Here is a 22,062-nt window from a genome sequence, read left to right as displayed (position 1 = left end):
TTCTCCGATCCGAGGTTAGTCACCATGCAACGCCCTTCTCCTACTTCTTTAACCCTGTTAGCGGTGAGTATTAGCTTATCGACTCACGCGCTAGCGGCTGATCCTGTGCTGCAATTGCCCACCACCGTAGTTAGCGCCAGTCCCCTAGCCAGCTCACCTAATGCTATGACCAGCGCTGCTGAAGTCTTAACCACAGAAGATTTATTACTGCAACGTAAAGCCACTTTAGGTGAAACCATTGAGCAACTGCCTGGGGTGCGCGGCAGTTCCTTTGGTGCAGGCGCTAGTCGCCCAGTGATTCGTGGTATGGATGGCGCCCGGGTAAAAGTCTTATCCAACGGTGTGAGCAGTCTCGATGCTTCAACGTTAAGCCCTGATCATGCAGTCACTTTAGAGCCTATGCTCAGCCAACAAATTGAAGTACTCAAAGGGCCAGCCACCTTACTTTATGGCGGTGGTGCTATTGGTGGCGTAGTCAACGTACTCGACAGTAAAATTCCTGAATACTTACCAGAAAATGGTCACGCCGTTGATCTGGAGTGGCAAGCCAACAGCGTAGCCAAAAGTAATACCGCCGCGGCTGGTGCCACCTTAGGCATGGGACCTTTTGCCCTACGGGTCGAAGGATTAAAGCGCAACGCCAATGCTTATCGCCTAGCCGGCCATGAAGATGGCAGCCGCGCTAAAAAACAAACCGGCTCTTACAACGATACCGACAGCGCCAGCCTCGGCTTAAGCTGGATCACCGATACCGGCTACACCGGCATCGCCTATAGTCGCCAAGCCAACACCTACGGTTTACTGGCACATGAGCACGGGCATTGCCATACCCATGGCCAAGGCAGCAGTTTGCACTGGCACTGTGGCTCTCACGGACACGGACACGGACACGGACACGGACACGGACACGGACACGATGAGCACGGCGTGCCTTATATTGATATGGTGCAAAAACGCTGGGATTTACGTTCAGACTACGAACAGCCCTTTGCTGGGATTGAACAATTACGCTTTCGCGCTAGCCATAGCGATTATCAACATGATGAAATTGAAGGCCACGAAGTCAGTACGGCCTTCGATAGCCGTGCTTGGGATAGCCGCTTAGAACTCACGCACGAACCACTGTGGGGTTGGAAAGGGGTATTTGGTGGACAGTTTAGTCGTCGTAACTTTAAAGCCAGCGGCGAAGAGGCTTATGTACCCAAAACATTAACCAAGAACCACGCCCTGTTTTTACTCGAAGAGTACCAATGGCAAAACTGGCGCTATGAGCTAGGCCTGCGCCATGAATGGCAATCGATTGATGCCAAAAGTCAGCAACCTGATCGCAGCCATCAAGGCACTTCGTTCTCTTTAGGCAGCGTTTGGCAGTTTCATCCTGACTACAATGCCGCTATTTCTTGGTCACGCTCACAGCGCTTACCAGTGGCTGAAGAACTCTATGCTTTTGGCCCTCACGCCGCTAGCCGTACCGTCGAAATTGGCAACCCTAAACTGAACAAAGAAACTTCACATAATATCGAGCTTTCGGTGAAAAAAATTAACGGCCCGCTAACTTTCAATTTAACCGCCTATCAAAATCGCATTAACGACTATATCCATGGTGCCGATACTGGCGAACGTCCAGGATCTGGCTATCGCGTCCTCGAGTATCGTCAACAAGATGCTGTCTTTCGTGGTTTAGAAGGTCAAGCCCGTTATCAATTAGCCCGTGGCTTAGCGGTCTCGGTCCAAGGTGATCATGTGCGCGGCAAGCTGCGTAATAAACAAGGTAATCTGGCTCTTCGCATTTAAGGGTGTAGCTGGTTTCTAAACCCTCCGGATTTCAACAGGCATCTGGCGATGTAGTTGGTTAAATTTCTAAAGCCCAAAGCAGTGCCTCGCAAGTGTTCCAGCCGACCATTGATAGCTTCTGTAGGTCCGTTGCTGGTTCCTGGTCGGTCGAAGTAGGCCAGGATGCTATCCGCGTATTTTTTCAGCGTTTTTCCCAAGCCTTTCACCTCGATGAGCGCTTTGGGCAAGTCACTGGCTGTAATGATATTTATGACCTCTTCCATGAGTTTTTTACCACGCCTTCGATCCGGCTCGTTGTAGGCGCTGACCACCCGTTGGTACATGTTCCAAGTGCAATCCACTTCGAGGTGGTGCTCATCTGCAAACAGCTGGAACAGTTGCTTTTTGTTGGCGTCAGACAGGTAGCTGATCCGGGTCAGCAGCGTTCGACGGCTTTTGTAGAGCGGGTCGCTTTTGCGCCCTCTTCGGCCCAGAGTGTCTTGCTGAACACGCCTGCGACATTCATCCAGCATATTGCTTGCCCAGCGCACGACATGGAAAGGATCCAGCACGGTTTGGGCTTGAGGCAGGGCTTCTTGCGCCGCAGATTTAAACCCCGTAAAACCGTCCATGGCAATGCTTTCAATCTGGTCACGCCAAGCCTTGGGACGATTGTTCAGCCACTGCTTAAAGGCTTGTTTGGAGCGGCCTTCCAGCACAGCCAGCAAGCGCGATGGTCCTGTTTTGTTACGCACGGGCGTAAGGTCAACCACGATGGTGACGTACTTGTCACCACGGCGTGTATGTCGCCAAACATGCTCATCCACGCCCAGCACGGTCACACCGTCAAAACGTGTCGAATCATTAAAAAGCAGGCGCCGTCCTTCGTTGATAATGGCGTTATTGACGGTGTGCCAGGCAACGTCAAGATGACTCGCAACACGGGATACCGACAAGTCATCCAGCACGATGGCAGCCAATGCCCAGCGTATCGCTCCATGGGAAAGCTTTGCGCGTGGCGGCGCAGCACTGCTGGTATCTTCGTGCCAGAAGCAGCCGCAAATACAACGCCAACGCCGAATACGCAGCAACAATGTAGTTGGCCGTTGCCCGTAAGGTGTGTGAGCAAGATACCTATCGACCGTGCCGCGTGAAACGCCAGCAGCACCGCACTTGGGGCACGGCTCAGGTGCTTTGGTGAAACGGCATTCGATGACGGCGCGTTCTGCACAAAGGTGCTGCCCAGTGGCAGTCAGGCCGAGGATATTTAGTTGGCAAAAGCTGGAAAGATCGGGGCTTGAAAAGGTAAGATTGTTCACGTCGGGGGCTTGGTTTTTGTTGGTGTAGGAGCTTACATTTTCCAAGTTCCCCGGCACCTTTTCCAGCCGGTCAGATTTTTTCTACACCCTTAAATGCGAAGAGCCGGTAATCTCGCACGGATTCCAGCCGATCGCTTCGGGATCAAGGTTGAGCAACAATTTGCCCATAATATTCAAGCCTCTGCAGAGCTATTTCGCGTACAGCAACAAAACCGCTTAGCCGATTTTGAAAGCAAAACCTCGGGCTATAACTTATTGGGTGCAGGTATTAGCTATCAAGGCGCACTCAATGCACAAAGCGACTATCAGCTGTATTTACGCGGTGATAACTTGCTTAATGTTAAAGCCCGCGAACATACGTCATTCATCAAAGACCGCGTGCAATTACCCGGTCGTAATCTAACCGTAGGAGTTAAAGTCACCCTTTAATAGTTACCCTTTTCAGCTTCTTGTTTCTCTGTTAAATAGCTCTACAGTCAGTTTAGCCACTGCTTCTGAACTGCCTCCCATTTATTGGACAGGTAAATGATTAAGCGGCCAAGGCCTGAGTTCGATATTGTATCGGGCTCAGGCCTTTTAATTTTAGCCTAATGCGTTTGTGATTATAGTAGTGGATATATCCATCAATAGCCTTTTTTAGCTGCTCTACAGACGTCCATTTCTGTAAGTAATACAGTTCTGATTTTAGCGTTCCAAAGAAGCTCTCTATCACTGCATTATCTAAGCAACTTCCTTTGCGAGACATACTTTGTGACAGCCCTCTACTTCGTAGCATTTCTTGGTACCGAGGGTTTTGGTATTGCCAGCCTTGATCACTATGCACGACTGGCGCCTCATCATTTTAAGCTCTTTATAAGCGTTGCTTATCATATTAGTAACCAAGCTAAGCGCAGGGCGACTTTTAAGCTCATAGGCAACAATTTCACCATTATAAAGTTCCACTGGAGGTGAGAAGTACAACTTCTCACCCGCCACATTGAACTCTGTGACATCTATTACCCATTTTTCATTGGGGTGTGTCGCCGTAAAGTCTGGCTGCAACATATTAGCTGCTATACGGCCCTCTTGTCCTCGATATGAGCGATATTTCTTAGGCCTGACTAAAGTTTTAAGACCCATGACCTGCATGATTCGCTGTACTTTTTTATGGTTAATACGCAACTCTTGACTGCGTAAAGCAGACGTAATACGACGGTAGCCATAGCGCCCTTTATGCTGGTGGTAAACCTTTAAAATTTTATCTTGAATTGCAGCGTATACATCAGGCTTTGATTGTTGATCTGCATAATAATAGAAAGTACTCCGCGCTATATTCGCCACTTGAAGCAGAGTCACTAGCGGATATCTCTTCCTTAACTCGATGATTGCTTTTACTTTCTCTTTCTTTTGCTCGTGTTCTTTAAGAACTGCTCTTTCTGGCGGAGCAAGTCGTCAAACTTTTTTAAATAAGCATTTTCCGCATGCAAGTACGCCACTTCTTCTTGCAGCTTTTTAAGCTCTTGCTCTGCTGGAGTTAGGTTTTGTGAGGGAGGAGTTTTGGTGGTCTATTCATTTTAGCAGGATGTCCTTTGCGGCGAGGTTCAAGTGCTTGGATATCAGGCTCTTCGCATTTGAGGGTGTGGAAAAAATCTGACCGGCTGGAAAAGGTGCCGGGGAACTTGGAAAATGTAAGCTCCTACACCAACAAAAACCAAGCCCCCGACATGAGCAATCTTACCTTTTCCAGCCCAGACCTTTCCAGCTTTTGCCAACTAAATATCCTCGGCCTGACTGCCACTGGACAACATCTTTGTGCAGAACGCGCCGTCATCGAATGCCGTTTCACCAAAGCACCTGAGCCGTGCCCCAAGTGCGGTGCTGCTGGCGTTTCACGCGGCACGGTCGATAGGTATCTTGCTCACACACCTTACGGGCAACGGCCAACTACATTGTTGCTGCGTATTCGGCGTTGGCGTTGTATTTGCGGCTGCTTCTGGCACGAAGATACCAGCAGTGCTGCGCCGCCACGCGCAAAGCTTTCCCATGGAGCGATACGCTGGGCATTGGCTGCCATCGTGCTGGATGACTTGTCGGTATCCCGTGTTGCGAGCCATCTGGACGTTGCCTGGCACACCGCCAATAGCGCTATTATCAACGAAGGTCAGCGCCTGCTTTTTAATGACTCGACACGTTTTGACGGTGTGACCGTGCTGGGCGTGGATGAGCATGTCTGGCGGCATACAAGCTGGGGTGACAAGTACGTCACCATCGTGGTTGACCTTACGCCCGTGCGTAACAAAACTGGGCCGGCCCGCTTGCTCGATGTGCTGGAAGGCCGCTCCAAACAAGCCTTTAAACAGTGGCTGAACAATCGTCCCAAGGCTTGGCGTGACCAGATTGAAAGCATTGCCATGGACGGTTTTACGGGGTTTAAATCTGCGGCACAAGAAGCCTTGCCCCAAGCCCAAACCGTGCTGGATCCCTTTCATGTGGTGCGCTGGGCAAGCAACATGCTGGATGAATGCCGCCGGCGTGTGCAACAAGACGTCCTAGGCCGTAGAGGGCGTAAAAACGACCCGCTCTACAAAAGCCGTCGAACGCTGCTGACCCGGATCAGCTACCTGTCTGACGCCAACAAAAAGCAACTGTTCCAGCTGTTTGCAGATGAGCACCACCTCGAAGTGGATTGCACTTGGAACATGTACCAACGGGTGGTCAGCGCCTACAACGAGCCGGATCGAAGGCGTGGTAAAAAACTCATGGAAGAGGTCATAAATATCATTACAGCCAGTGACTTGCCCAAAGCGCTCATCGAGGTGAAAGGCTTGGGAAAAACGCTGAAAAAATACGCGGATAGCATCCTGTCCTACTTCGACCGACCAGGAACCAGCAACGGACCTACAGAAGCTATCAATGGTCGGCTGGAACACTTGCGAGGCACTGCTTTGGGCTTTAGAAATTTAACCAACTACATCGCCAGATGCCTGTTGAAATCCGGAGGGTTTAGAAACCAGCTACACCCTTAAATGCGAAGAGCCGGATATCACCCTCATCATACACACGCTGCCACTTGCTAACGACACTATGACCTCCGCGTAAATTAAAATAAGCAGCTGTTTCTCTATATGACAGCTGATGTTTTTTCATATACACAAGAACTGAGACTTTGAACTTGGCTGAGTAAGCACCGTACTTTTTCACAAAGGCTTGAGCGCCATGCACCTGATATCGTTGATACCAAGAAAGAAGCATGCCTACTGATAATCCGTACTGGTTAGCTAAGCTTGTTATTCCAATGTTTGACTCATGATATTTCCGAGCCAGTTTTTCTTTAAACTAAGGTGAGTACTTAGACATAAAAACCCCAAAAAATTAGTCCAACTTTTTGGGGTCAGTTCACTTCTTGGTGGCTCAGGCAACTCCAAGAATCATCTGCCCGTACCCCACATTTTGAGCTTCAAATATACGTTCCATTGTAGTGTCTCCAACCTTCAAAAAATATGCAGAAAAACCTAATATGCCACAAACTTAATATACCCCTATCTAGGGTTAACCGCTTTCATCTAAGCCCTGTAAACTGCCTTACTGCCGCGTATAGCGATGTTAGGCTTTATGCGTAGAAGGAATAGCTTGTAGCTCAAGACCAATGGCACGCATGACTTTTATTACGGTCTCAAAACGAGGTTGTGCGCCGGGCGCAAAAGACTTATACAAGCTCGCTCTGCCAAGGCCAGAGTCCTTGGCTATCTGAGACATTCCACGTGCTTTGGCCACATAGCCAACGGCACGGACTAGCTCATCAGTATCGCCTTCCGATAACACTTGGCTGAGATACTCGACGATATCCTCATCGGTTTGTAGGTAGTCGGCTACATCAAAAGGCTGAACGCCAAGCTTTTTCAATACGCTCGGGTTAACATTGATTATTTCCATTTTTTACTCCCCCTTTAGTTGTCTGGCCATTTCCAGAGCTCTGGCTATGTCACGCTTCTGACTGGACTTGTCGCCGCCAGCCAGCAGGAGATACACCGTATCTCCGATTCGAGTGAAGTACACCCGGTAACCAGGTCCGTAATGGATACGCATCTCGGAGACACTCTCGCCAACTGGCTGACAGTCTCCGAAATTACCGCTGACTGCAGCATTGATACGCCTCACAATGCGCACACGAGCAGCAGGATCTCTTAGCCCACCCAGCCATTTATCGAACTCAGCAGTTCTCTCAAAATAATTCATAACATGATTGTATCCGATAGAAGACAAAACACAATAAGCAATTAGAAATTCATCAACCGATGACTATGGCACAGCCAACACTAGTCATGATAGAAAAGTAGGATGAAAAAAGCCTGCATAATTGAACTGCCCCCATTTATTGGATAGGTAAATAATTAAGCGGCCAAGGCCTGAGTTCGATATTGTATCGTGCTGATTTATTACAGCCCTTGAATTAAATCGATGCCATCCCAATATATAAGGTATAAGCAAACCATAGGAGGTAAACGATGAGTATGTTTCCTACACGTAACCGTCTATTTGATGAACTGCTAGATAACTTAGGCGGCTATTATATTAAGCCCTTACATGGCGAAGCTTTACCCCAAAGCATTAAAGTTGATATTGAAGAAATTAACGATACTTATCATATTCAGGCCGAACTACCTGGCGTAAAAAAAGAAGATATCCACGTAGATATTGATGGCGCAGTAGTCAGCATTAAAGCAGAAATCATGCAAAAAAATGCTACCGGCGAAGACAGTCGACGCTTACGCAGCGAGCGCTATTACGGTAGCGTGTCACGGCGCTTTGAATTACCGACTGATATTGACCTAGAACAGGCGCAGGCTGAGTATAGCGAAGGACTACTGCACTTAGTCTTACCAAAACGTAAACCTGCTGAAAATAGCCGCAAACTTACTATCAAGTAATGTCTTAAGTAAATCACGCCTTAACTGTCAGGTTGCTAATCCGTCAGCAGCCTGACAGTCATGCCAGCTAAAACGTCTACTGCTAGTTGCTTTGTTGCCTATAATGCGCATCACATCCTCAAATATCGGCTAATGGCGTTATGAATGTTTCTGCTTTTTCTAATCGTTATATTCAACATTACCCACTAGCACTACAACAGCAAGTAGAGCAACTCTGGAATCAGCAACAGCTCAATGCGTATTTACAGGCTAGGTATCAAACCCCACACAATTACACTAATGATAAAGCGCTTTATCATTACATCCAGCACCTGAAAAACACCCACTTAAAATCAGCGCCGCCCATTGCAAAAGCACTCTATGACAGCAAACTGGATGTGATTCACCACGCCTTAGGGCTCCACACCTCATATGCGGCTCTTCGCATTTAAGGGTGTAGCTGGTTTCTAAACCCTCCGGATTTCAGCAGGCACCTGGCGATGTAGTTGGTTAAATTTCTAAAGCCCAAAGCAGTGCCTCGCAAGTGTTCTAGCCGACCATTGATAGCTTCTGTAGGTCCGTTGCTGGTTCCTGGTCGGTCGAAGTAGGCCAGGATGCTATCCGCGTATTTTTTCAGCGTTTTTCCCAAGCCTTTCACCTCGATGAGCGCTTTGGGCAAGTCACTGGCTGTAATGATATTTATGACCTCTTCCATGAGTTTTTTACCACGCCTTCGATCCGGCTCGTTGTAGGCGCTGACCACCCGTTGGTACATGTTCCAAGTGCAATCCACTTCGAGGTGGTGCTCATCTGCAAACAGCTGGAACAGTTGCTTTTTGTTGGCGTCAGACAGGTAGCTGATCCGGGTCAGCAGCGTTCGACGGCTTTTGTAGAGCGGGTCGTTTTTACGCCCTCTACGGCCTAGGACGTCTTGTTGCACACGCCGGCGGCATTCATCCAGCATGTTGCTTGCCCAGCGCACCACATGAAAGGGATCCAGCACGGTTTGGGCTTGGGGCAAGGCTTCTTGTGCCGCAGATTTAAACCCCGTAAAACCGTCCATGGCAATGCTTTCAATCTGGTCACGCCAAGCCTTGGGACGATTGTTCAGCCACTGTTTAAAGGCTTGTTTGGAGCGGCCTTCCAGCACATCGAGCAAGCGGGCCGGCCCAGTTTTGTTACGCACGGGCGTAAGGTCAACCACGATGGTGACGTACTTGTCACCCCAGCGTGTATGCCGCCAGACATGCTCATCCACGCCGAGCACGGTCACACCGTCAAAACGTGTCGAGTCATTAAAAAGCAGGCGCTGACCTTCGTTGATAATAGCGCTATTGGCGGTGTGCCAGGCAACGTCCAGATGGCTCGCAACACGGGATACCGACAAGTCATCCAGCACGATGGCAGCCAATGCCCAGCGTATCGCCCCATGGGAAAGCTTTGCGCGTGGCGGCGCAGCACTGCTGGTATCTTCGTGCCAGAAGCAGCCGCAAATACAACGCCAACGCCGAATACGCAGCAACAATGTAGTTGGCCGTTGCCCGTAAGGTGTGTGAGCAAGATACCTATCGACCGTGCCGCGTGAAACGCCAGCAGCACCGCACTTGGGGCACGGCTCAGGTGCTTTGGTGAAACGGCATTCGATGACGGCGCGTTCTGCACAAAGATGTTGTCCAGTGGCAGTCAGGCCGAGGATATTTAGTTGGCAAAAGCTGGAAAGGTCTGGGCTGGAAAAGGTAAGATTGCTCATGTCGGGGGCTTGGTTTTTGTTGGTGTAGGAGCTTACATTTTCTAAGATCCCCGACTCCTTTTCCAGCCGGTCAGATTTTTTCCACACCCTCAAATGCGAAGAGCCTCATATGCTAGGGTGCAAGGTAATAAGCTTAAAGTAAAAAAAGAAATTCGAATTTCTCATCTATTCAAACAGGCCGATAGCGCATTTTTAAACATGATTGTGGTACACGAGCTTGCTCACTTACGAGAAAGTGCACACAACAAAAGCTTCTACCAGCTCTGTGAGTTTATGATGCCCAATTACCATCAGGTAGAGTTTGATTTTCGAGTTTATCTCACTGCACAACTACAACATACTTAGCCAGCTGACTAATCCCTAAGCAAAGCGTTTAACCACGAAGCGCTCAAATATCGAGCGCTTTTTTTGTTATACTTGCGCCCATTTTAATTCTTTCATTGAGGCGCTATTAAGCATGAGCAAGCAAGCTGCCGAAGTCGCAAAACGCCGTACTTTCGCTATTATCTCGCACCCAGATGCGGGTAAAACCACCATTACCGAGCGCCTACTGTTAATGGGGCAAGCCATTTCGGTAGCGGGCACGGTTAAATCCCGTAAGTCCGATCGCCATGCCACCTCAGACTGGATGGAAATGGAAAAGCAACGGGGTATTTCAATTACCACCTCGGTGATGCAGTTTCCTTACCGCGAGCACATGATTAACCTGCTCGATACCCCAGGTCACGAAGACTTCTCGGAAGATACTTACCGCACCCTAACCGCGGTCGATAGCGCCCTGATGATGATTGACGGCGGTAAAGGGGTAGAGCCGCGGACTATCGCCTTAATGAACGTCTGTCGCCTACGTGATACGCCGATCATTAGTTTTGTGAACAAACTCGACCGTGATATTCGTGATCCCATTGAGCTACTGGATGAAATCGAAGAAGTACTCAATATTCAAGCCGCGCCCATTACTTGGCCGATTGGTTCTTATCGTGAATTTAAAGGGGTGTATCACCTAACCGATGACTGTATCTATGTATATAGTCCAGGTCATGGTCATGAGCGTACCGAAGCCAAAGTGATTCAAGGCCTCGATAGCCCCGAAGCAAGGGAGCTAATTGGTGACCTGTACGATGATTTCATCGAAGAATTGGAGCTAGTACAGGGCGCCTGCCATGAGTTTGATCATGAACTGTTCTTAGCGGGCAAAATGACCCCAGTGTTCTTTGGTACCGCACTTGGCAACTTTGGGGTTGATCATGTGTTAGATGCCTTTGTTAATTGGGCGCCACAACCCCAATCGCGCGACACTGAAGTGCGTGCGGTGCAGCCTAGCGAAGAAACTTTTAGTGGTTTCGTGTTTAAAATTCAGGCCAATATGGATCCACGCCACCGCGACCGGATTGCCTTTATGCGGGTATGTTCAGGTAAATACGAGCAAGGCATGAAAATGCGCCACGTACGGATTAACAAAGACATTAAAATTGCCGATGCGCTGACCTTTTTCTCAAGTGATCGTGAGCGCCTAGAAGAAGCCTATGCCGGCGATATTATTGGCCTACACAACCACGGCACAATTCAAATTGGCGATACCTTTACCGCCGGTGAAAGTATGACCTTTATGGGCATCCCGCACTTTGCACCAGAACTGTTCCGCCGCGTGCGTCTAAAAGATCCGCTCAAATCCAAACAGTTACGCCAAGGTTTGCAGGAGTTAGCCGAAGAAGGCGCCACCCAGGTATTCTTCCCGCAGCACAATAACGATATTATTTTGGGTGCCATCGGCGTGCTGCAATTTGATGTGGTGGCTAGCCGCTTAAAAGAAGAATACAAAGTCGACTGTATTTACGAATCAGTTAACGTTTGGTCGGCGCGTTGGATTGAATGTGATAACGCGAAAAAGCTGGATGAGTTTAAAGACAAAGCCTACGACAATTTATCAATTGATGGCGGCGGTCACCTCACCTACCTTGCCCCTACCCGAGTTAACCTGAGTTTAATGGAAGAGCGTTGGCCCGATATTAAATTCTTAGCCACTCGCGAGCACCACTAACTTTCGCGGCCGCCAGCTCGCTGACTCAGCTAGGCGCAACGCTTAGCTGAGTACACTAAGGAGCCACCATGCAGCTGATTGACTCCCATTGCCACCTTGACTTCCCTGTGTTTGATCCTGATCGCTCCCAAGTGATTCAGCGAAGTCAAGCTCTGGGCGTGAGCCATATGCTGCTGGCAGGCACTACTCAGGCGACCTGGCAGCGCCTGCTTGCTACCCTTAAAGAATTTCCTAATTTCTACGGCGCGCTGGGTTTACACCCGTATTTTTTAGCCGAGCACCAGGCCCTGCACCTTCAACAGCTAGCCGAACAACTCAGCAGCCAAGCTACTAACCCACAACTGGTTGCAGTGGGTGAAATCGGTTTAGATTTTCAGTTGCCAGAACTTGATCGAAGCCAACAACACTACTTTTTTGAGCAACAACTAGCGCTAGCTCATGAGTTTAATTTGCCAGCCATTATTCATGTGCGCAAAGCTCACGACCCAACCATCGCTATCCTAAAACGCTTTAAACTGTCGCGCGGTGGAATAATTCATGCTTTTAATGGCAGCCCAGAACAAGCCAAAGAATACATTAAGCTTGGATTTTATCTAGGCATTGGCGGCGCTTATACCTGGCCAAATGCCACCCGCTTACAGCGTACCTTGCAGCAACTGCCGCTAGATAGTCTGCTGCTGGAAACCGACAGCCCCGATATGGCGCCAAGTTTTGCAGCTAATCAGCGCAACAGCCCAGAAAACCTGCCGCAAATCTGCCAGCAGGTAGCCCAAATCTTACAAGTATCCCCTGAGCAACTGGCCAAGCATTCTAGCCAAAACTTTCACCAGCTTTTTCAGCTAACAGCGGCGCAATAAAAAAGCCGACTTCAGGCCAGTGAAATCGGCTTAATCCTAGTGCAGCAGCAGAATTAGCTTTTAATCTTGCACTCAAGTGACTGATCAGGGTTGGCCATTAGGTCGGTAAAGTAAGCGGTATCGCCCTTGCTCCACCATTCATAAATGTCGCCAACATATTTAGCACCACTGCCAGAGATTACCTGCGCCAGGGTATAAATTTTGCCATTAGGTAGACGAATTTCCGCCAAATTCGATTCACCTGAATCGTAGTAGCGCACCGAATAGGTTTTTTTATCGCTGCACTGGTAGCTGCTCATTTTGCCAACTACTGCGGTGGTAACCCGCTCTAGGGTATCGCCTGACTTTTTAAATGAGTTTTCCATACTGCTACAGCCCACAGCCGCTAGCGCCAGTGTTGCAAAACCTAAGTATTTCAATGACTGAGTAAGTGTTTTCATTAAGGTGTCCTCCCAACTAGATGCAGCATCAGACCGCATACACGGCAAAATATTCCATTATTTTATTGCGCTGACTCAGGATAAAGCCGCTGCATAGCTTGTAAGCGCTCGGTGATGGCCTTACGCCAATGCGTGGGGGCTTGCACCTGAATATGCTCGCCCAAGCCAAATACCCACCATAGGGTTTCACTGTCATCGGGCACAGTAGCAACTAAACGATAATCCTCACTATGGGCGATAGGCGTCAGCTGTTGTTGCTCAGCCAGCGGGGTTTCTTTTAACACCCAGGCCATATCGGCCGAAACAATCGCCTCCAGTGTTACCTGCTGAATAGGCGCGGCGCTGTTCAGCTCATCGCGAATGTAGTGATCAATATTAAACTCTGGATGCTCTTTGGCAGGCTGCTCCAATACAGTAGCGGCCTGAATTCGATGCAAGGCAAATTGGCGTAGATCAGTGTACTCATTAACGCTGGCAATTAAGTAGCTGATAGCATGCCTTGAGACAACCCCCGCAGGATGCAAGACAAACTGACTGGGCTGGGTTTTATTACGCCCTAAGTAACTAACCTGTATCTGCTTGCGCTCCAGCAACGCATTCGATACCGCCGCCCACACCTCAGCACTGACTTCTGCTGGCAGCAAACATTTACCGTTCGGTATCGCCCGCACTGAACGCGACCAATGCGATAGGTGGTTTTTACTCATGCTATTAATGTACGACCACGCCCGACTAAACTGCGGCGCCATTAAGTCCAGCACACTTTGCGGCAATAAGTTTTGCAAGTGTTCTTCAGCCAGCGCCAAAGCCAAGGCCGTTGGCGACTCTATATCACGCAAATCCACTGTGCCACCGGCAATAAAGCTCCACGCATTACGCCCATTACGCTTTTCGGTGGTTAACTGAAAAGGCCCAGACAATCGCACTAAATCACGCTGCACACTACGCAGCGTTACCTCAAAGCCCCGCTCTTGTAGCTTTTCTTGCAACACTGCAGTGCTAGTAAAACGCGGCGCCTCCGGAATTAAACGCAACAAAGTTAATTGCCGTAACAGCGTATCTTTAGTGCCTGACATGGTGCTAAATCCAACTCTTAATAATTAGTAAGTGTTCTGTCGTTGCTTCAACATAAGCTTAGTTTTTATCTATTCAGCGGATGTTATAAGTAACTTAGATTAAATAATGCACGCTAGAGTATCTAATCATGCAAACCATTATTCTTGATCATCGTCATTTAGAACTGGCTTATGAAAATCAATGCTTGCTTATCCGCCACCCAGAGCAAGCAACACGTAGCCTGCCGTTAAAACGTGTACATCAGGTGATTTGTTCTTGGGCTCATTTAATTCACTCGTTTAGCTACTGTAACAGCAAACATAGCAGCTGGTACGCCTCATCCTTTCTATCTAGAACCCTTGCCTCACACAGAACGAATTGCCATGCTTTGGTCACTTTAGAATCTTTGCTGGGAAGGTCGTGCAGATGAGACGGTTATTGGCGGTGATGTTAGCGGTGCCTTTGTTACTGCTAGCCTTAGGCGCGGGCTATTTGTATTACAAACTGCCCAAGCGCAGCGGCAGTCTTGCGTTGTCTGGGCTAAGTGCTGAAGTAACGGTGCATTATGATGAGCGCGGGGTGCCGCATATTTATGCTAAGAATCAAACCGATATGTACCGTGCACTGGGGTTTGTGCATGCCCAGGATCGATTATTTCAAATGGAAATTATGCGCCGCCTAGCTAACGGCGAGCTAGCCGAAGTGCTGGGTGAAGATTTAGTTAACATTGATAAGCTGTTTCGTACCCTACGGCTGGCCGAACACGCACGGCAGTATGTAGCGAATATCCCTGCCGATAGCCCCGCATTAGCCGCAATGCAAGCCTATTTAGCTGGGGTTAATCATTACCAAGCAACAGGTCCTACACCAGTTGAGTACGATTTACTGGGCATTCAGCCGCGTCCTTTTACCCCAGAAGACACGGTGGCGATTGCCGGCTATTTAGCCTACAGCTTTGCTGCGGCTTTTCGCACCGAGCCGGTGCTAAGCTTTATTCAGCAAGAGCTGGGCAATGATTATTTAGATATTTTCCCGCTCGATAGCCCAAGCACTGGCGCAGTCAGCCAACTGCCACAAGACTCCTTGCAAGCGCTGCAACAGGTTGCCCGCTTATCCCATAGTGCTTTATTAGATGCGGGTCTTCCGCAATTTGAAGGCAGTAATGCGTGGGCTGTTTCTGGTGCCCATACTGCAAGCGGCCTACCTATTTTGGCGGGTGATCCACACATTACTTTTTCGACCCCAGCAGTTTGGTATGAGGCACACCTAAATAGCCCAGATTTTGAACTGTATGGACATTTTATGGCGCTCAATCCCTTTGCGTTGCTAGGGCATAATCAAAACTTCGCTTGGAGCATTACGATGTTCCAAAATGATGATGTGGATTTAATTGCCGAGCAGCTCAATCCGGACAATCCGCAGCAAGTTTGGCATAAGCAGCAATGGGTCGAGCTAGAACAGCACACCGAGCTCATTAAGGTTAAAGGCGCTGAGCCGGTGGCGTTAACCCTTTCGCGCTCGCCCAATGGCCCGATTATTACCGATATTGTTGAAGGACCAGTGAGCCAGCCAATCGCGCTATGGTGGGCATTTTTAGAAACTGAAAACCCCTTACTGGATGCGTTTTATCTGCTCAATCGCGCGGATCATCTAGAAGCGGCGCGGGAGGCGGTGCAAAAAATTCATGCACCAGGATTAAATATTGTCTGGGCCAACGCCGAAGGTGATATTGCTTGGTGGGCCGCAGCTAAGTTGCCGATTAGGCCAGAGGGAGTGAACCCTAACTTAGTATTGCAGGCCAACCAAGGGCAGGCACAAAAGTTAGGCTTTTATGACTTTAGCTACAATCCGCAGCTAGAAAATCCGGTAAACGGCAAAATTTTATCCGCCAACTACCGCACTGCTTCGCCTAAAGGCATTAGTATTCCTGGCTATTACAACCCGCCCGAGCGTGGGCAAAGGCTCTGGGACTTGCTACAAGCCCAGGCCAGCCCTTGGCAAGCCAGCGATATGCAAGCGCTGCAGCTAGATGCCCAATCAGACTATGCGCCTAAGGTGCTGCAGGCCTTAGCTACTGAGTTACAACAGGCCGCGCAAACCGATGCGCAACAGCAGGCAGTGGCAGCGTTACTGAATTGGCACGGCGACTATCCGCTAGACAGTGCGCTACCTACTCTGTTTAGTGAATTTAGCATGCAGCTAATGCAAAACGTGGTGCAGCCTAACATTGGTGAGGAGCTGTATCACGCCTTGGTGCACACGCCAATTATCGATTACGCCTTACCTGAACTGGCCCAGCGCCAGCAATCACCTTGGTGGCGTGATGCCCAAGGGCGGCAAGCCGCAGTCGCAGCCGCTTGGCAAGCCAGTTGGGCGCACTTAAGCGAACTGTATGGCGAGCAGTGGCAAGACTGGCATTGGGGACAAGCCCACCGTATTACCCACAAACACCCCTTAGGTCAGGTCGCCCCTTTGGATTTTTTGCTTAATATTGGCGAGTTTGCCGCGCCAGGTGGACACGAGCTGCCCAATAACTTTTCTGCTGCCCGCAGTATTGCGCCTTGGCCCGTTAGTTATGGTCCTTCTACGCGACGGATTATTGACTTTGCTAATACTGATTATTCATTAGGCATTATTCCCACTGGGCAAAGTGGCGTATTTTTTGATAAACATTATGCAGACCAAGCCCAAGACCATACATTAGGTATTTATCAAAAACAATATTTATCTCCTGAGTTAATTAAACAACAAACGGCTTCATCACTTAAATTAACCCCTAAATAAAATACTAAACTAAGCGTCAGTTATTACATACAACAATAACTGGCGCAAGCTCTTTTAATTTTTAATTTTTAATTTTTAATTAAACAATAAACAATAAACAATAAACAATAAACAATAAACAATAAACAATAAACAATAAACAATAAACAATAAACAATAAACAATAAACAATAAACAATAAACAATAAACAATAAACAATAAACAATAAACAATAAACAATAAACAATAAACAATAAACAATAAACAAAATGCTATTTACACAAATAACAAATAACAAATAACAAATAACAAATAACAAATAACAAATAACAAATAACAAATAACAAATAACAAATAACAAATAACAAATAACAAATAACAAATAATCCTATTGGCTAAAATCGCTAAATCTCACATTTAATCAACTTGCACCTCCAATTAAATTAAAATCACGCCACCATTGGGATATCTGGCAAAAATGCCACTTTTGCGTGCTGCAATGGCCATTGGCTAAGGCATAACGAATCGCTGCCACATCTACCTGTTGAATATAGCGGGTAGTGTCTTCCATGCGGGCTTCACCGCCAAATCCTTGCTGCATCTCAGCTAGCGCTTGGGCTTTACTCCAGCCTTGATACACCATGCGATACATCGCTGCGATGAGTCCCGTGCGATTTTGTCCATGCTTGCAGTGAATCAATACCTTGCCTTGCTGCTCGGGTGGCGCTACGCTCTTGGCTATCTTGTAGCACATGATCATGGCGGCGCATTTGTTTGCGCGGACTTAAAATGGCTACGTCTTGCCCATCAAATAAACCTAAGTGCTGATAGTTGCCAATCAGTGCGCGGCCTTTGTGCTGAGCTTCGGCTCGCAATACATCACGGCCAAAAAAGGTCGACTCATAGGACACATTAAGCAAGCCCAATAAGGTTGGGGCTAAATCAATCTGACTGGTGACTAACTCGATTGTTTGCGCTGGAATATGCTGGGGACTGTAGATAAAGAGCGGAATATGGTAGTTGGCAATCGGTAAGTCTTCTTTACCGGCACTACCTGCCGTGTGATCGGCGACAAACACAAAGATAGTATCGTCAAACCAAGGTTAGTAATTGAAGATAATCGGGATATTTTGTCGAATATTTTGGATTATCTGCAGCTTAAGGGCTTTACCGGAGACTGTGCCCAAGACGGCCTAAGTGGTCTGCATCTAGCGGCCAGTAACAGCTACGATTTAATTGTGCTGGATATTATGCTGCCAGGAATTGATGGCTATCAGGTTTGCCAACGGCTGCGCCAAGATGCTCAGAATCATACGCCGATTATTATGCGCACCGCCCGCGACGCCTTAGATGATCGGCTGCAAGGTTTAAATAGAGTAACGCAAAAAGCGAGCCGCTGATGCAGGCTCGCTTGGGTGTTACTGTAAAGCTTAAGACGGATCAATCTTCGGGTAGATTTTCACGCTTAGCGTAATGCTGCGCCATCACGGCACACACCATCAATTGAATTTGGTGGAAAATCATCAGCGGCAAAATAGCAGGACCTACTGCGCCACCGGCAAATAACACCTGGGCCATAGGAACACCGGTGGCCATACTTTTTTTCGAGCCACAAAACACAATGGTGATTTCATCTTCTTTATTAAAGTGTAACCGGCGCGCCAGCGTGGTGGTCATCCATAGCACTATGGCTAAAATCACGCTACAAACCACCGTGAGTAACAACAGCGATAACGGTGGCACGGCGCTCCATAAGCCACCAACCACTGCCGCACTAAAGGCGGTGTAGACCACTAACAAAATAGAGCCTTGATCGACATTTTTTAACCAGTTACGGTTGCGATCAATCCAGTCGCCAATCCAACGACGCATAAGGTGCCCGGCAATAAATGGCAGTAATAATTGCACACTGATTTTTAGCACCGCCTCTAACATTCCGGTGGTTCCCGCATCGGCATCTAACAAGATTTTGACCAACAGCGGGGTGACTAAAATTCCTACCAAGCTCGACGCCGAAGCATTACACACCGCGGCCGGTATATTGCCCCGTGCCATGGAGGTAAAAGCAATCGCCGATTGCACGGTGCCTGGCAAAGCCGATAAATACAGCATCCCCACCCATAACTCATCACCCAGTAACGGACGCAGCACCGGCTGCAAACCAAGCATTAAAATAGGAAATAAAATAAAGGTGCAGGCAAACACCAACAAGTGCAGTCGCCAATGCATAGCACCGGCAATAATCGCACTGCGCGATAATTTAGAGCCATGTAAAAAAAACAACAGCGCAATGGCAAAGGCTGTGATCCACTCAAACACCAACGCGCCTTGACCATGGGCCGGCAACAGCGAAGCCGTAACAATGACCGCAATTAAAATCAGAGTAAAGTTATCAAATAAAATACGTAACTTGGCCAACATGGCTAACTTTCCTTACAACAACTGAATAAAGATTGCGGCACAGCATACGCAGTTGCTAACCTTCTTGCTAACGACAAACAGTCTAAGAGTAATGCTAAACGGACATAAAATGAGCCCTGCCTTACTGGATCTCAATCAATTAACACAGCTACCACGACCTATTTACGGACAAGCTGAATCACTGCCCAATTATGTCTTGAATTTTTGGCATAGCCACCCGTGGGTGCAGTTTTCCTATGCGTTACAAGGGGTGCTGGAGGTGAAAACCGCGCGCGGCCGCTACATAGCGCCGCCACAACGGGGTATTTGGATTCCCCAAGGCATCGAACACCGGGTGACTAGCCAACCGCAAACTGTGGTGCGCAGTTTATACATTGATTCGGCAGCAGCCCCTTGGGGCAGTACTGACTGCAGGGTGCTGGAAGTCAATTTATTACTCAGGGAGTTAATCCGCGCCTTTAGCCAGCTGCCGATTGAGTACGATGAAGACTCTGCTGCTGGGCGTTTAGCCAGCGTGTTACTGGATCAACTAGCCGCTGCTCCCAAGCACGATTTAATGCTGCCGCTACCTGAAGACTCGCGGCTAAAACGCATTACCGAGCAATTAAGCCAGCACCCAGAAAACCCTACCACGCTGGAGCAGTGGGCTGAGCAACTGACTGTTTCGAGCAAAACCTTAAGTCGCTTATTTATTAAGGAAACAGGACTGACCTTTCGTGAATGGCGTCAACGCCTAAGATTGCTCAGCGCACTGTCCCTACTCGAACAGCAACAAGCGGTTACTGAAGTAGCCTTTAGCTGCGGTTACGAATCGGTATCGGCATTTATTGCTGCGTTTAAACAACTTTTTTCAGCTACGCCTAAGGCGTTTTTTGACATTCAAACTTAATTCAGCCGCCAGTAAACTCAGTTGAACACAGCAGAGCCCGAAACAAACGCTGGGCACCTTATCTAAAGTACCCAGCTCTCTTTCAGGCTGATCTTTTTGCTCGCTGCAACTTTTGATAAGCCTCGAGTAAACGTTGGTGGGCGGGAAGCTGGGTTAAGTTGTTGTCGACTGTTTCTAAGCCAGCAAAACGCAACTCGCCGTTTACTACCTGTTGTACTTGCTGAACGACCGCGGCGCCGTACATACGATTAAATGCAGGCAAGTAGTCCGCAAATTCGCGCTCGGTGCCGTCTAACTCAAAACTAAGGAATGCGTGTAGGCAACGGTAATAGTTTTGACGCTCTGCTGAAAACACGCTGCTATTAAAGGCCAGTGTCCACTCAGTCCATTCCATGGCGGCTGCAAAGTCACCACCAGCCAGCGCCAACATTGCTTTTAATTCGCCAATACGCAGCCCAGCCAGTACCGAGCCTGCGGTAGGCACTACACCAATTAGCTCGGCAATTGGCATAAAGTCATCAAAACCCTCTTCGGTTAAGGCATCAATTAACTCTAAATACTCTTCTTCTTGCCAATCACTGTCGGCAAGATTAAGCACCAGTTCACGCAAGTCTTGCCCCATGTTGTTATTGGCTAACTCTAAATCTTCCACTGCATAAATTTCAGACAGTCCCGGCACAATAATGCGGCAAGCGTCAATCCCTAGGTGCTGATAATCGGCAATATAAGCATCAGTTCCTTGCTGCTGCACAATGGCTAATAAGTTGGCAAACTCTTCAGCAGTACTGCCTTTAAAGCTCCAGTCGACAAACTCATAATCAGCCTGCTGACTAAATAAATCCCAAGAAACTAAACCACTTGAATCGGTAAAGTGAGTTTCTAGGTTGGTGTAATCGGCTACTTGGTCGTTATCAAAGGTCGGTGGTAAAAACACATCCAGCTGCTTTAGGCTACGGCCTTGCAATAACTCGGTTACGGTGCGCTCTAAGGCTACGGAAAAATCAGGGTGTGCGCCAAAGGAGGCAAAACAAGTGCCGTTGCTTGGGTTAAATAACACCACACTAATAACCGGAAACTCGCCACCTAGCGAAGCATCAAAGGCATACAGCGGAAAACCCTGCGCCTCAATCGCTTGCATCGCCTCTACTACTAGCGGATAGCGCGCTAGCACTGCGGCTGGAATTTCTGGCAGGCTAATGGCATCAATTAATACTCGGTTTTTTACATAGCGCTCCAAAATCTCCGATAGCGCTTGCACCCGCGCCTCATCACGACTATTACCCGCCGACATACCATTAGATACATACAAGTTGCCGATAATATTCATCGGGATATACACCCTTTGCTGATCGGCCTGACGCACAAAGGGCAGCGCACAAATACCGCGCTCGAAGTTATCAGACTGTAAATCAATCAAGGCATTGGCTTGTAACGGCTGCTCGGCTTGATAAAAATCTAATAAACGCTGATCCAGCAGCCCTGCGGGTAATTGTTGGTTATCAGTTAATTCAAACCAACGCTCATCGGGATAATGCACAAACTCACTGTTGGCGATTTGCTCACCCAAATAAAAATCGGCAAAAAAATAGTTGCAAGATAAGCGCTCAAGAAACTCACCTAAAGCCGAAGCCAGGGCCGCTTTTTTAGTGGTGCCTTTGCCGTTGGTAAAGCACTGCGGGCAATCACGGTCATGAATATGCACCGACCAGACATTAGGCACCGGGTTAAGCCATGAAGCCTGCTCGATATTAAAGCCTATGTTTTGCAGCTGCTGCTGAAAACGCTCAATGGTAGTTTCTAAGGCCGCGTCTTTGCCGGCAATAAAGGTTTGTTCAGTCAACATCGCTGCACTCTTGGTAAAGTAAA

18 protein-coding genes and 6 pseudogenes are annotated in these 22,062 nt (G+C 48.3%); 11 read left to right on the top strand and 13 right to left on the bottom strand.

Features of this window, described 5'->3' with window-relative positions:
* The first annotated feature begins 24 nt into the window (after positions 1-24).
* Positions 25-1,794 (top strand): TonB-dependent receptor, encoded by a 1,770-nt coding sequence (locus AC2T15_RS00225; protein WP_486778439.1) that lies wholly within the window; start codon positions 25-27, stop codon positions 1,792-1,794.
* Here AC2T15_RS00225 and AC2T15_RS00220 read toward each other — a convergent pair.
* Positions 1,791-3,092 carry an ISL3 family transposase gene (locus tag AC2T15_RS00220; protein WP_486779029.1) on the bottom strand — a complete coding sequence of 434 codons (1,302 nt, stop codon included), beginning with the start codon at positions 3,090-3,092 and terminating at the stop codon, positions 1,791-1,793. The two genes, AC2T15_RS00225 and AC2T15_RS00220, sit on opposite strands and share 4 nt — an antisense overlap.
* A 93-nt stretch (positions 3,093-3,185) precedes the next feature.
* Between AC2T15_RS00220 and AC2T15_RS00215 the strand changes: the two genes are divergently transcribed.
* A complete protein-coding gene (locus AC2T15_RS00215) occupies positions 3,186-3,521 on the top strand; it encodes a hypothetical protein (protein ID WP_486778438.1) in 336 nt (111 codons plus the stop codon).
* A gap of 100 nt (positions 3,522-3,621) precedes the next feature.
* On the opposite strand, the pseudogene AC2T15_RS00210 reads toward AC2T15_RS00215, so the two are convergent.
* Together AC2T15_RS00210 and AC2T15_RS00205 are read right to left on the bottom strand one after the other, a co-directional pair.
* Positions 3,622-3,912 (bottom strand): annotated as a pseudogene (locus tag AC2T15_RS00210) (transposase); the annotation flags it as partial.
* Positions 3,813-4,484 (bottom strand): annotated as a pseudogene (locus AC2T15_RS00205) (IS3 family transposase); the annotation flags it as partial. The pseudogenes AC2T15_RS00205 and AC2T15_RS00210, both read right to left, overlap by 100 nt.
* Before the next feature lie 311 nt (positions 4,485-4,795).
* Here AC2T15_RS00205 and AC2T15_RS00200 point away from each other — a divergent pair.
* Entirely contained in the window at positions 4,796-6,097 is a 1,302-nt protein-coding gene (locus AC2T15_RS00200; RefSeq protein ID WP_486779044.1) for an ISL3 family transposase, read from the top strand.
* 577 nt (positions 6,098-6,674) lie between these two features.
* Here AC2T15_RS00200 and AC2T15_RS00195 read toward each other — a convergent pair.
* Both AC2T15_RS00195 and AC2T15_RS00190 read right to left on the bottom strand, forming a co-directional pair.
* On the bottom strand, positions 6,675-7,004 hold the full coding sequence (locus AC2T15_RS00195) for an addiction module antidote protein (protein WP_286639807.1): 330 nt from the start codon (positions 7,002-7,004) through the stop codon (positions 6,675-6,677).
* Between the two features lie 3 nt (positions 7,005-7,007).
* Entirely contained in the window at positions 7,008-7,307 is a 300-nt protein-coding gene (locus tag AC2T15_RS00190) for a type II toxin-antitoxin system RelE/ParE family toxin (protein WP_486778437.1), read from the bottom strand.
* 269 nt (positions 7,308-7,576) lie between these two features.
* Between AC2T15_RS00190 and AC2T15_RS00185 the strand changes: the two genes are divergently transcribed.
* Positions 7,577-7,999 (top strand): Hsp20/alpha crystallin family protein, encoded by a 423-nt coding sequence (locus AC2T15_RS00185; protein ID WP_053106084.1) that lies wholly within the window; start codon positions 7,577-7,579, stop codon positions 7,997-7,999.
* Positions 8,000-8,139: 140 nt separating this feature from the next.
* Positions 8,140-8,430: a hypothetical protein gene (locus AC2T15_RS00180; protein ID WP_486778436.1), complete on the top strand. Its 291-nt coding sequence runs from the start codon at positions 8,140-8,142 to the stop codon at positions 8,428-8,430.
* On the opposite strand, the gene AC2T15_RS00175 is transcribed toward AC2T15_RS00180, so the two are convergent.
* Entirely contained in the window at positions 8,427-9,728 is a 1,302-nt protein-coding gene (locus tag AC2T15_RS00175; protein ID WP_486778435.1) for an ISL3 family transposase, read from the bottom strand. The genes AC2T15_RS00180 and AC2T15_RS00175 overlap by 4 nt on opposite strands.
* A 111-nt stretch (positions 9,729-9,839) precedes the next feature.
* On the opposite strand from AC2T15_RS00175, the pseudogene AC2T15_RS00170 reads away from it, so the two are divergent.
* The 3 genes and pseudogenes from AC2T15_RS00170 to AC2T15_RS00160 all read left to right on the top strand — a co-directional run.
* Positions 9,840-10,073 (top strand): annotated as a pseudogene (locus AC2T15_RS00170) (M48 metallopeptidase family protein); the annotation flags it as partial.
* Positions 10,074-10,185: 112 nt separating this feature from the next.
* Positions 10,186-11,769, top strand: a complete 1,584-nt coding sequence (locus AC2T15_RS00165) for a peptide chain release factor 3 (protein WP_486778434.1) — start codon at positions 10,186-10,188, stop codon at positions 11,767-11,769.
* Between the two features lie 68 nt (positions 11,770-11,837).
* Positions 11,838-12,626, top strand: coding sequence for a TatD family hydrolase (locus tag AC2T15_RS00160; protein WP_486778433.1), 789 nt, complete (start codon positions 11,838-11,840; stop codon positions 12,624-12,626).
* Positions 12,627-12,679: 53 nt separating this feature from the next.
* Here AC2T15_RS00160 and AC2T15_RS00155 read toward each other — a convergent pair whose 3' ends face one another.
* Both AC2T15_RS00155 and AC2T15_RS00150 read right to left on the bottom strand, forming a co-directional pair.
* Positions 12,680-13,066: an MliC family protein gene (locus AC2T15_RS00155; RefSeq protein ID WP_053100854.1), complete on the bottom strand. Its 387-nt coding sequence runs from the start codon at positions 13,064-13,066 to the stop codon at positions 12,680-12,682.
* A gap of 62 nt (positions 13,067-13,128) precedes the next feature.
* Positions 13,129-14,142: a helix-turn-helix transcriptional regulator gene (locus AC2T15_RS00150; protein WP_286597074.1), complete on the bottom strand. Its 1,014-nt coding sequence runs from the start codon at positions 14,140-14,142 to the stop codon at positions 13,129-13,131.
* Positions 14,143-14,548: 406 nt separating this feature from the next.
* On the opposite strand from AC2T15_RS00150, the gene AC2T15_RS00145 reads away from it, so the two are divergent.
* The gene (locus AC2T15_RS00145; protein WP_486778432.1) at positions 14,549-16,906 is read left to right on the top strand and encodes a penicillin acylase family protein; all 2,358 of its coding nucleotides are present in this window, start codon (positions 14,549-14,551) and stop codon (positions 16,904-16,906) included.
* A 401-nt stretch (positions 16,907-17,307) separates the two neighbouring features.
* On the opposite strand, the gene AC2T15_RS00140 is transcribed toward AC2T15_RS00145, so the two are convergent.
* The 3 genes and pseudogenes from AC2T15_RS00140 to AC2T15_RS00130 all read right to left on the bottom strand — a co-directional run.
* Entirely contained in the window at positions 17,308-17,538 is a 231-nt protein-coding gene (locus AC2T15_RS00140; RefSeq protein WP_486779052.1) for a hypothetical protein, read from the bottom strand.
* A pseudogene (locus tag AC2T15_RS00135) lies at positions 17,539-17,640 on the bottom strand (protein-tyrosine-phosphatase); the annotation flags it as partial. It lies immediately after the preceding gene.
* Positions 17,618-17,989: pseudogene (locus tag AC2T15_RS00130) on the bottom strand (sulfatase-like hydrolase/transferase); the annotation flags it as partial. The pseudogenes AC2T15_RS00135 and AC2T15_RS00130, both read right to left, overlap by 23 nt.
* Here AC2T15_RS00130 and AC2T15_RS00125 point away from each other — a divergent pair.
* Positions 17,975-18,256, top strand: a pseudogene (locus tag AC2T15_RS00125) (response regulator); the annotation flags it as partial. The pseudogenes AC2T15_RS00130 and AC2T15_RS00125 overlap by 15 nt on opposite strands.
* A gap of 70 nt (positions 18,257-18,326) precedes the next feature.
* On the opposite strand, the gene AC2T15_RS00120 reads toward AC2T15_RS00125, so the two are convergent.
* Entirely contained in the window at positions 18,327-19,304 is a 978-nt protein-coding gene (locus tag AC2T15_RS00120; protein ID WP_096334918.1) for a bile acid:sodium symporter family protein, read from the bottom strand.
* Between the two features lie 112 nt (positions 19,305-19,416).
* Here AC2T15_RS00120 and AC2T15_RS00115 point away from each other — a divergent pair, with 112 nt between their 5' ends.
* Entirely contained in the window at positions 19,417-20,196 is a 780-nt protein-coding gene (locus tag AC2T15_RS00115) for an AraC family transcriptional regulator (RefSeq protein ID WP_486778431.1), read from the top strand.
* An 82-nt stretch (positions 20,197-20,278) separates the two neighbouring features.
* Here the strand turns inward: AC2T15_RS00115 and ycaO are convergent, their stop codons facing one another.
* The gene (gene ycaO, locus AC2T15_RS00110) at positions 20,279-22,039 is read right to left on the bottom strand and encodes a 30S ribosomal protein S12 methylthiotransferase accessory factor YcaO (RefSeq protein WP_286594027.1); all 1,761 of its coding nucleotides are present in this window, start codon (positions 22,037-22,039) and stop codon (positions 20,279-20,281) included.
* Positions 22,040-22,062 lie beyond the last annotated feature (23 nt).

The sequence above is a fragment of the Thiopseudomonas sp. SA1F2-1K genome (genome assembly GCF_057443035.1).
Note: the sequence above shows the minus strand (reverse complement) of the source record. Positions and strands in the feature narration are given on the sequence as shown.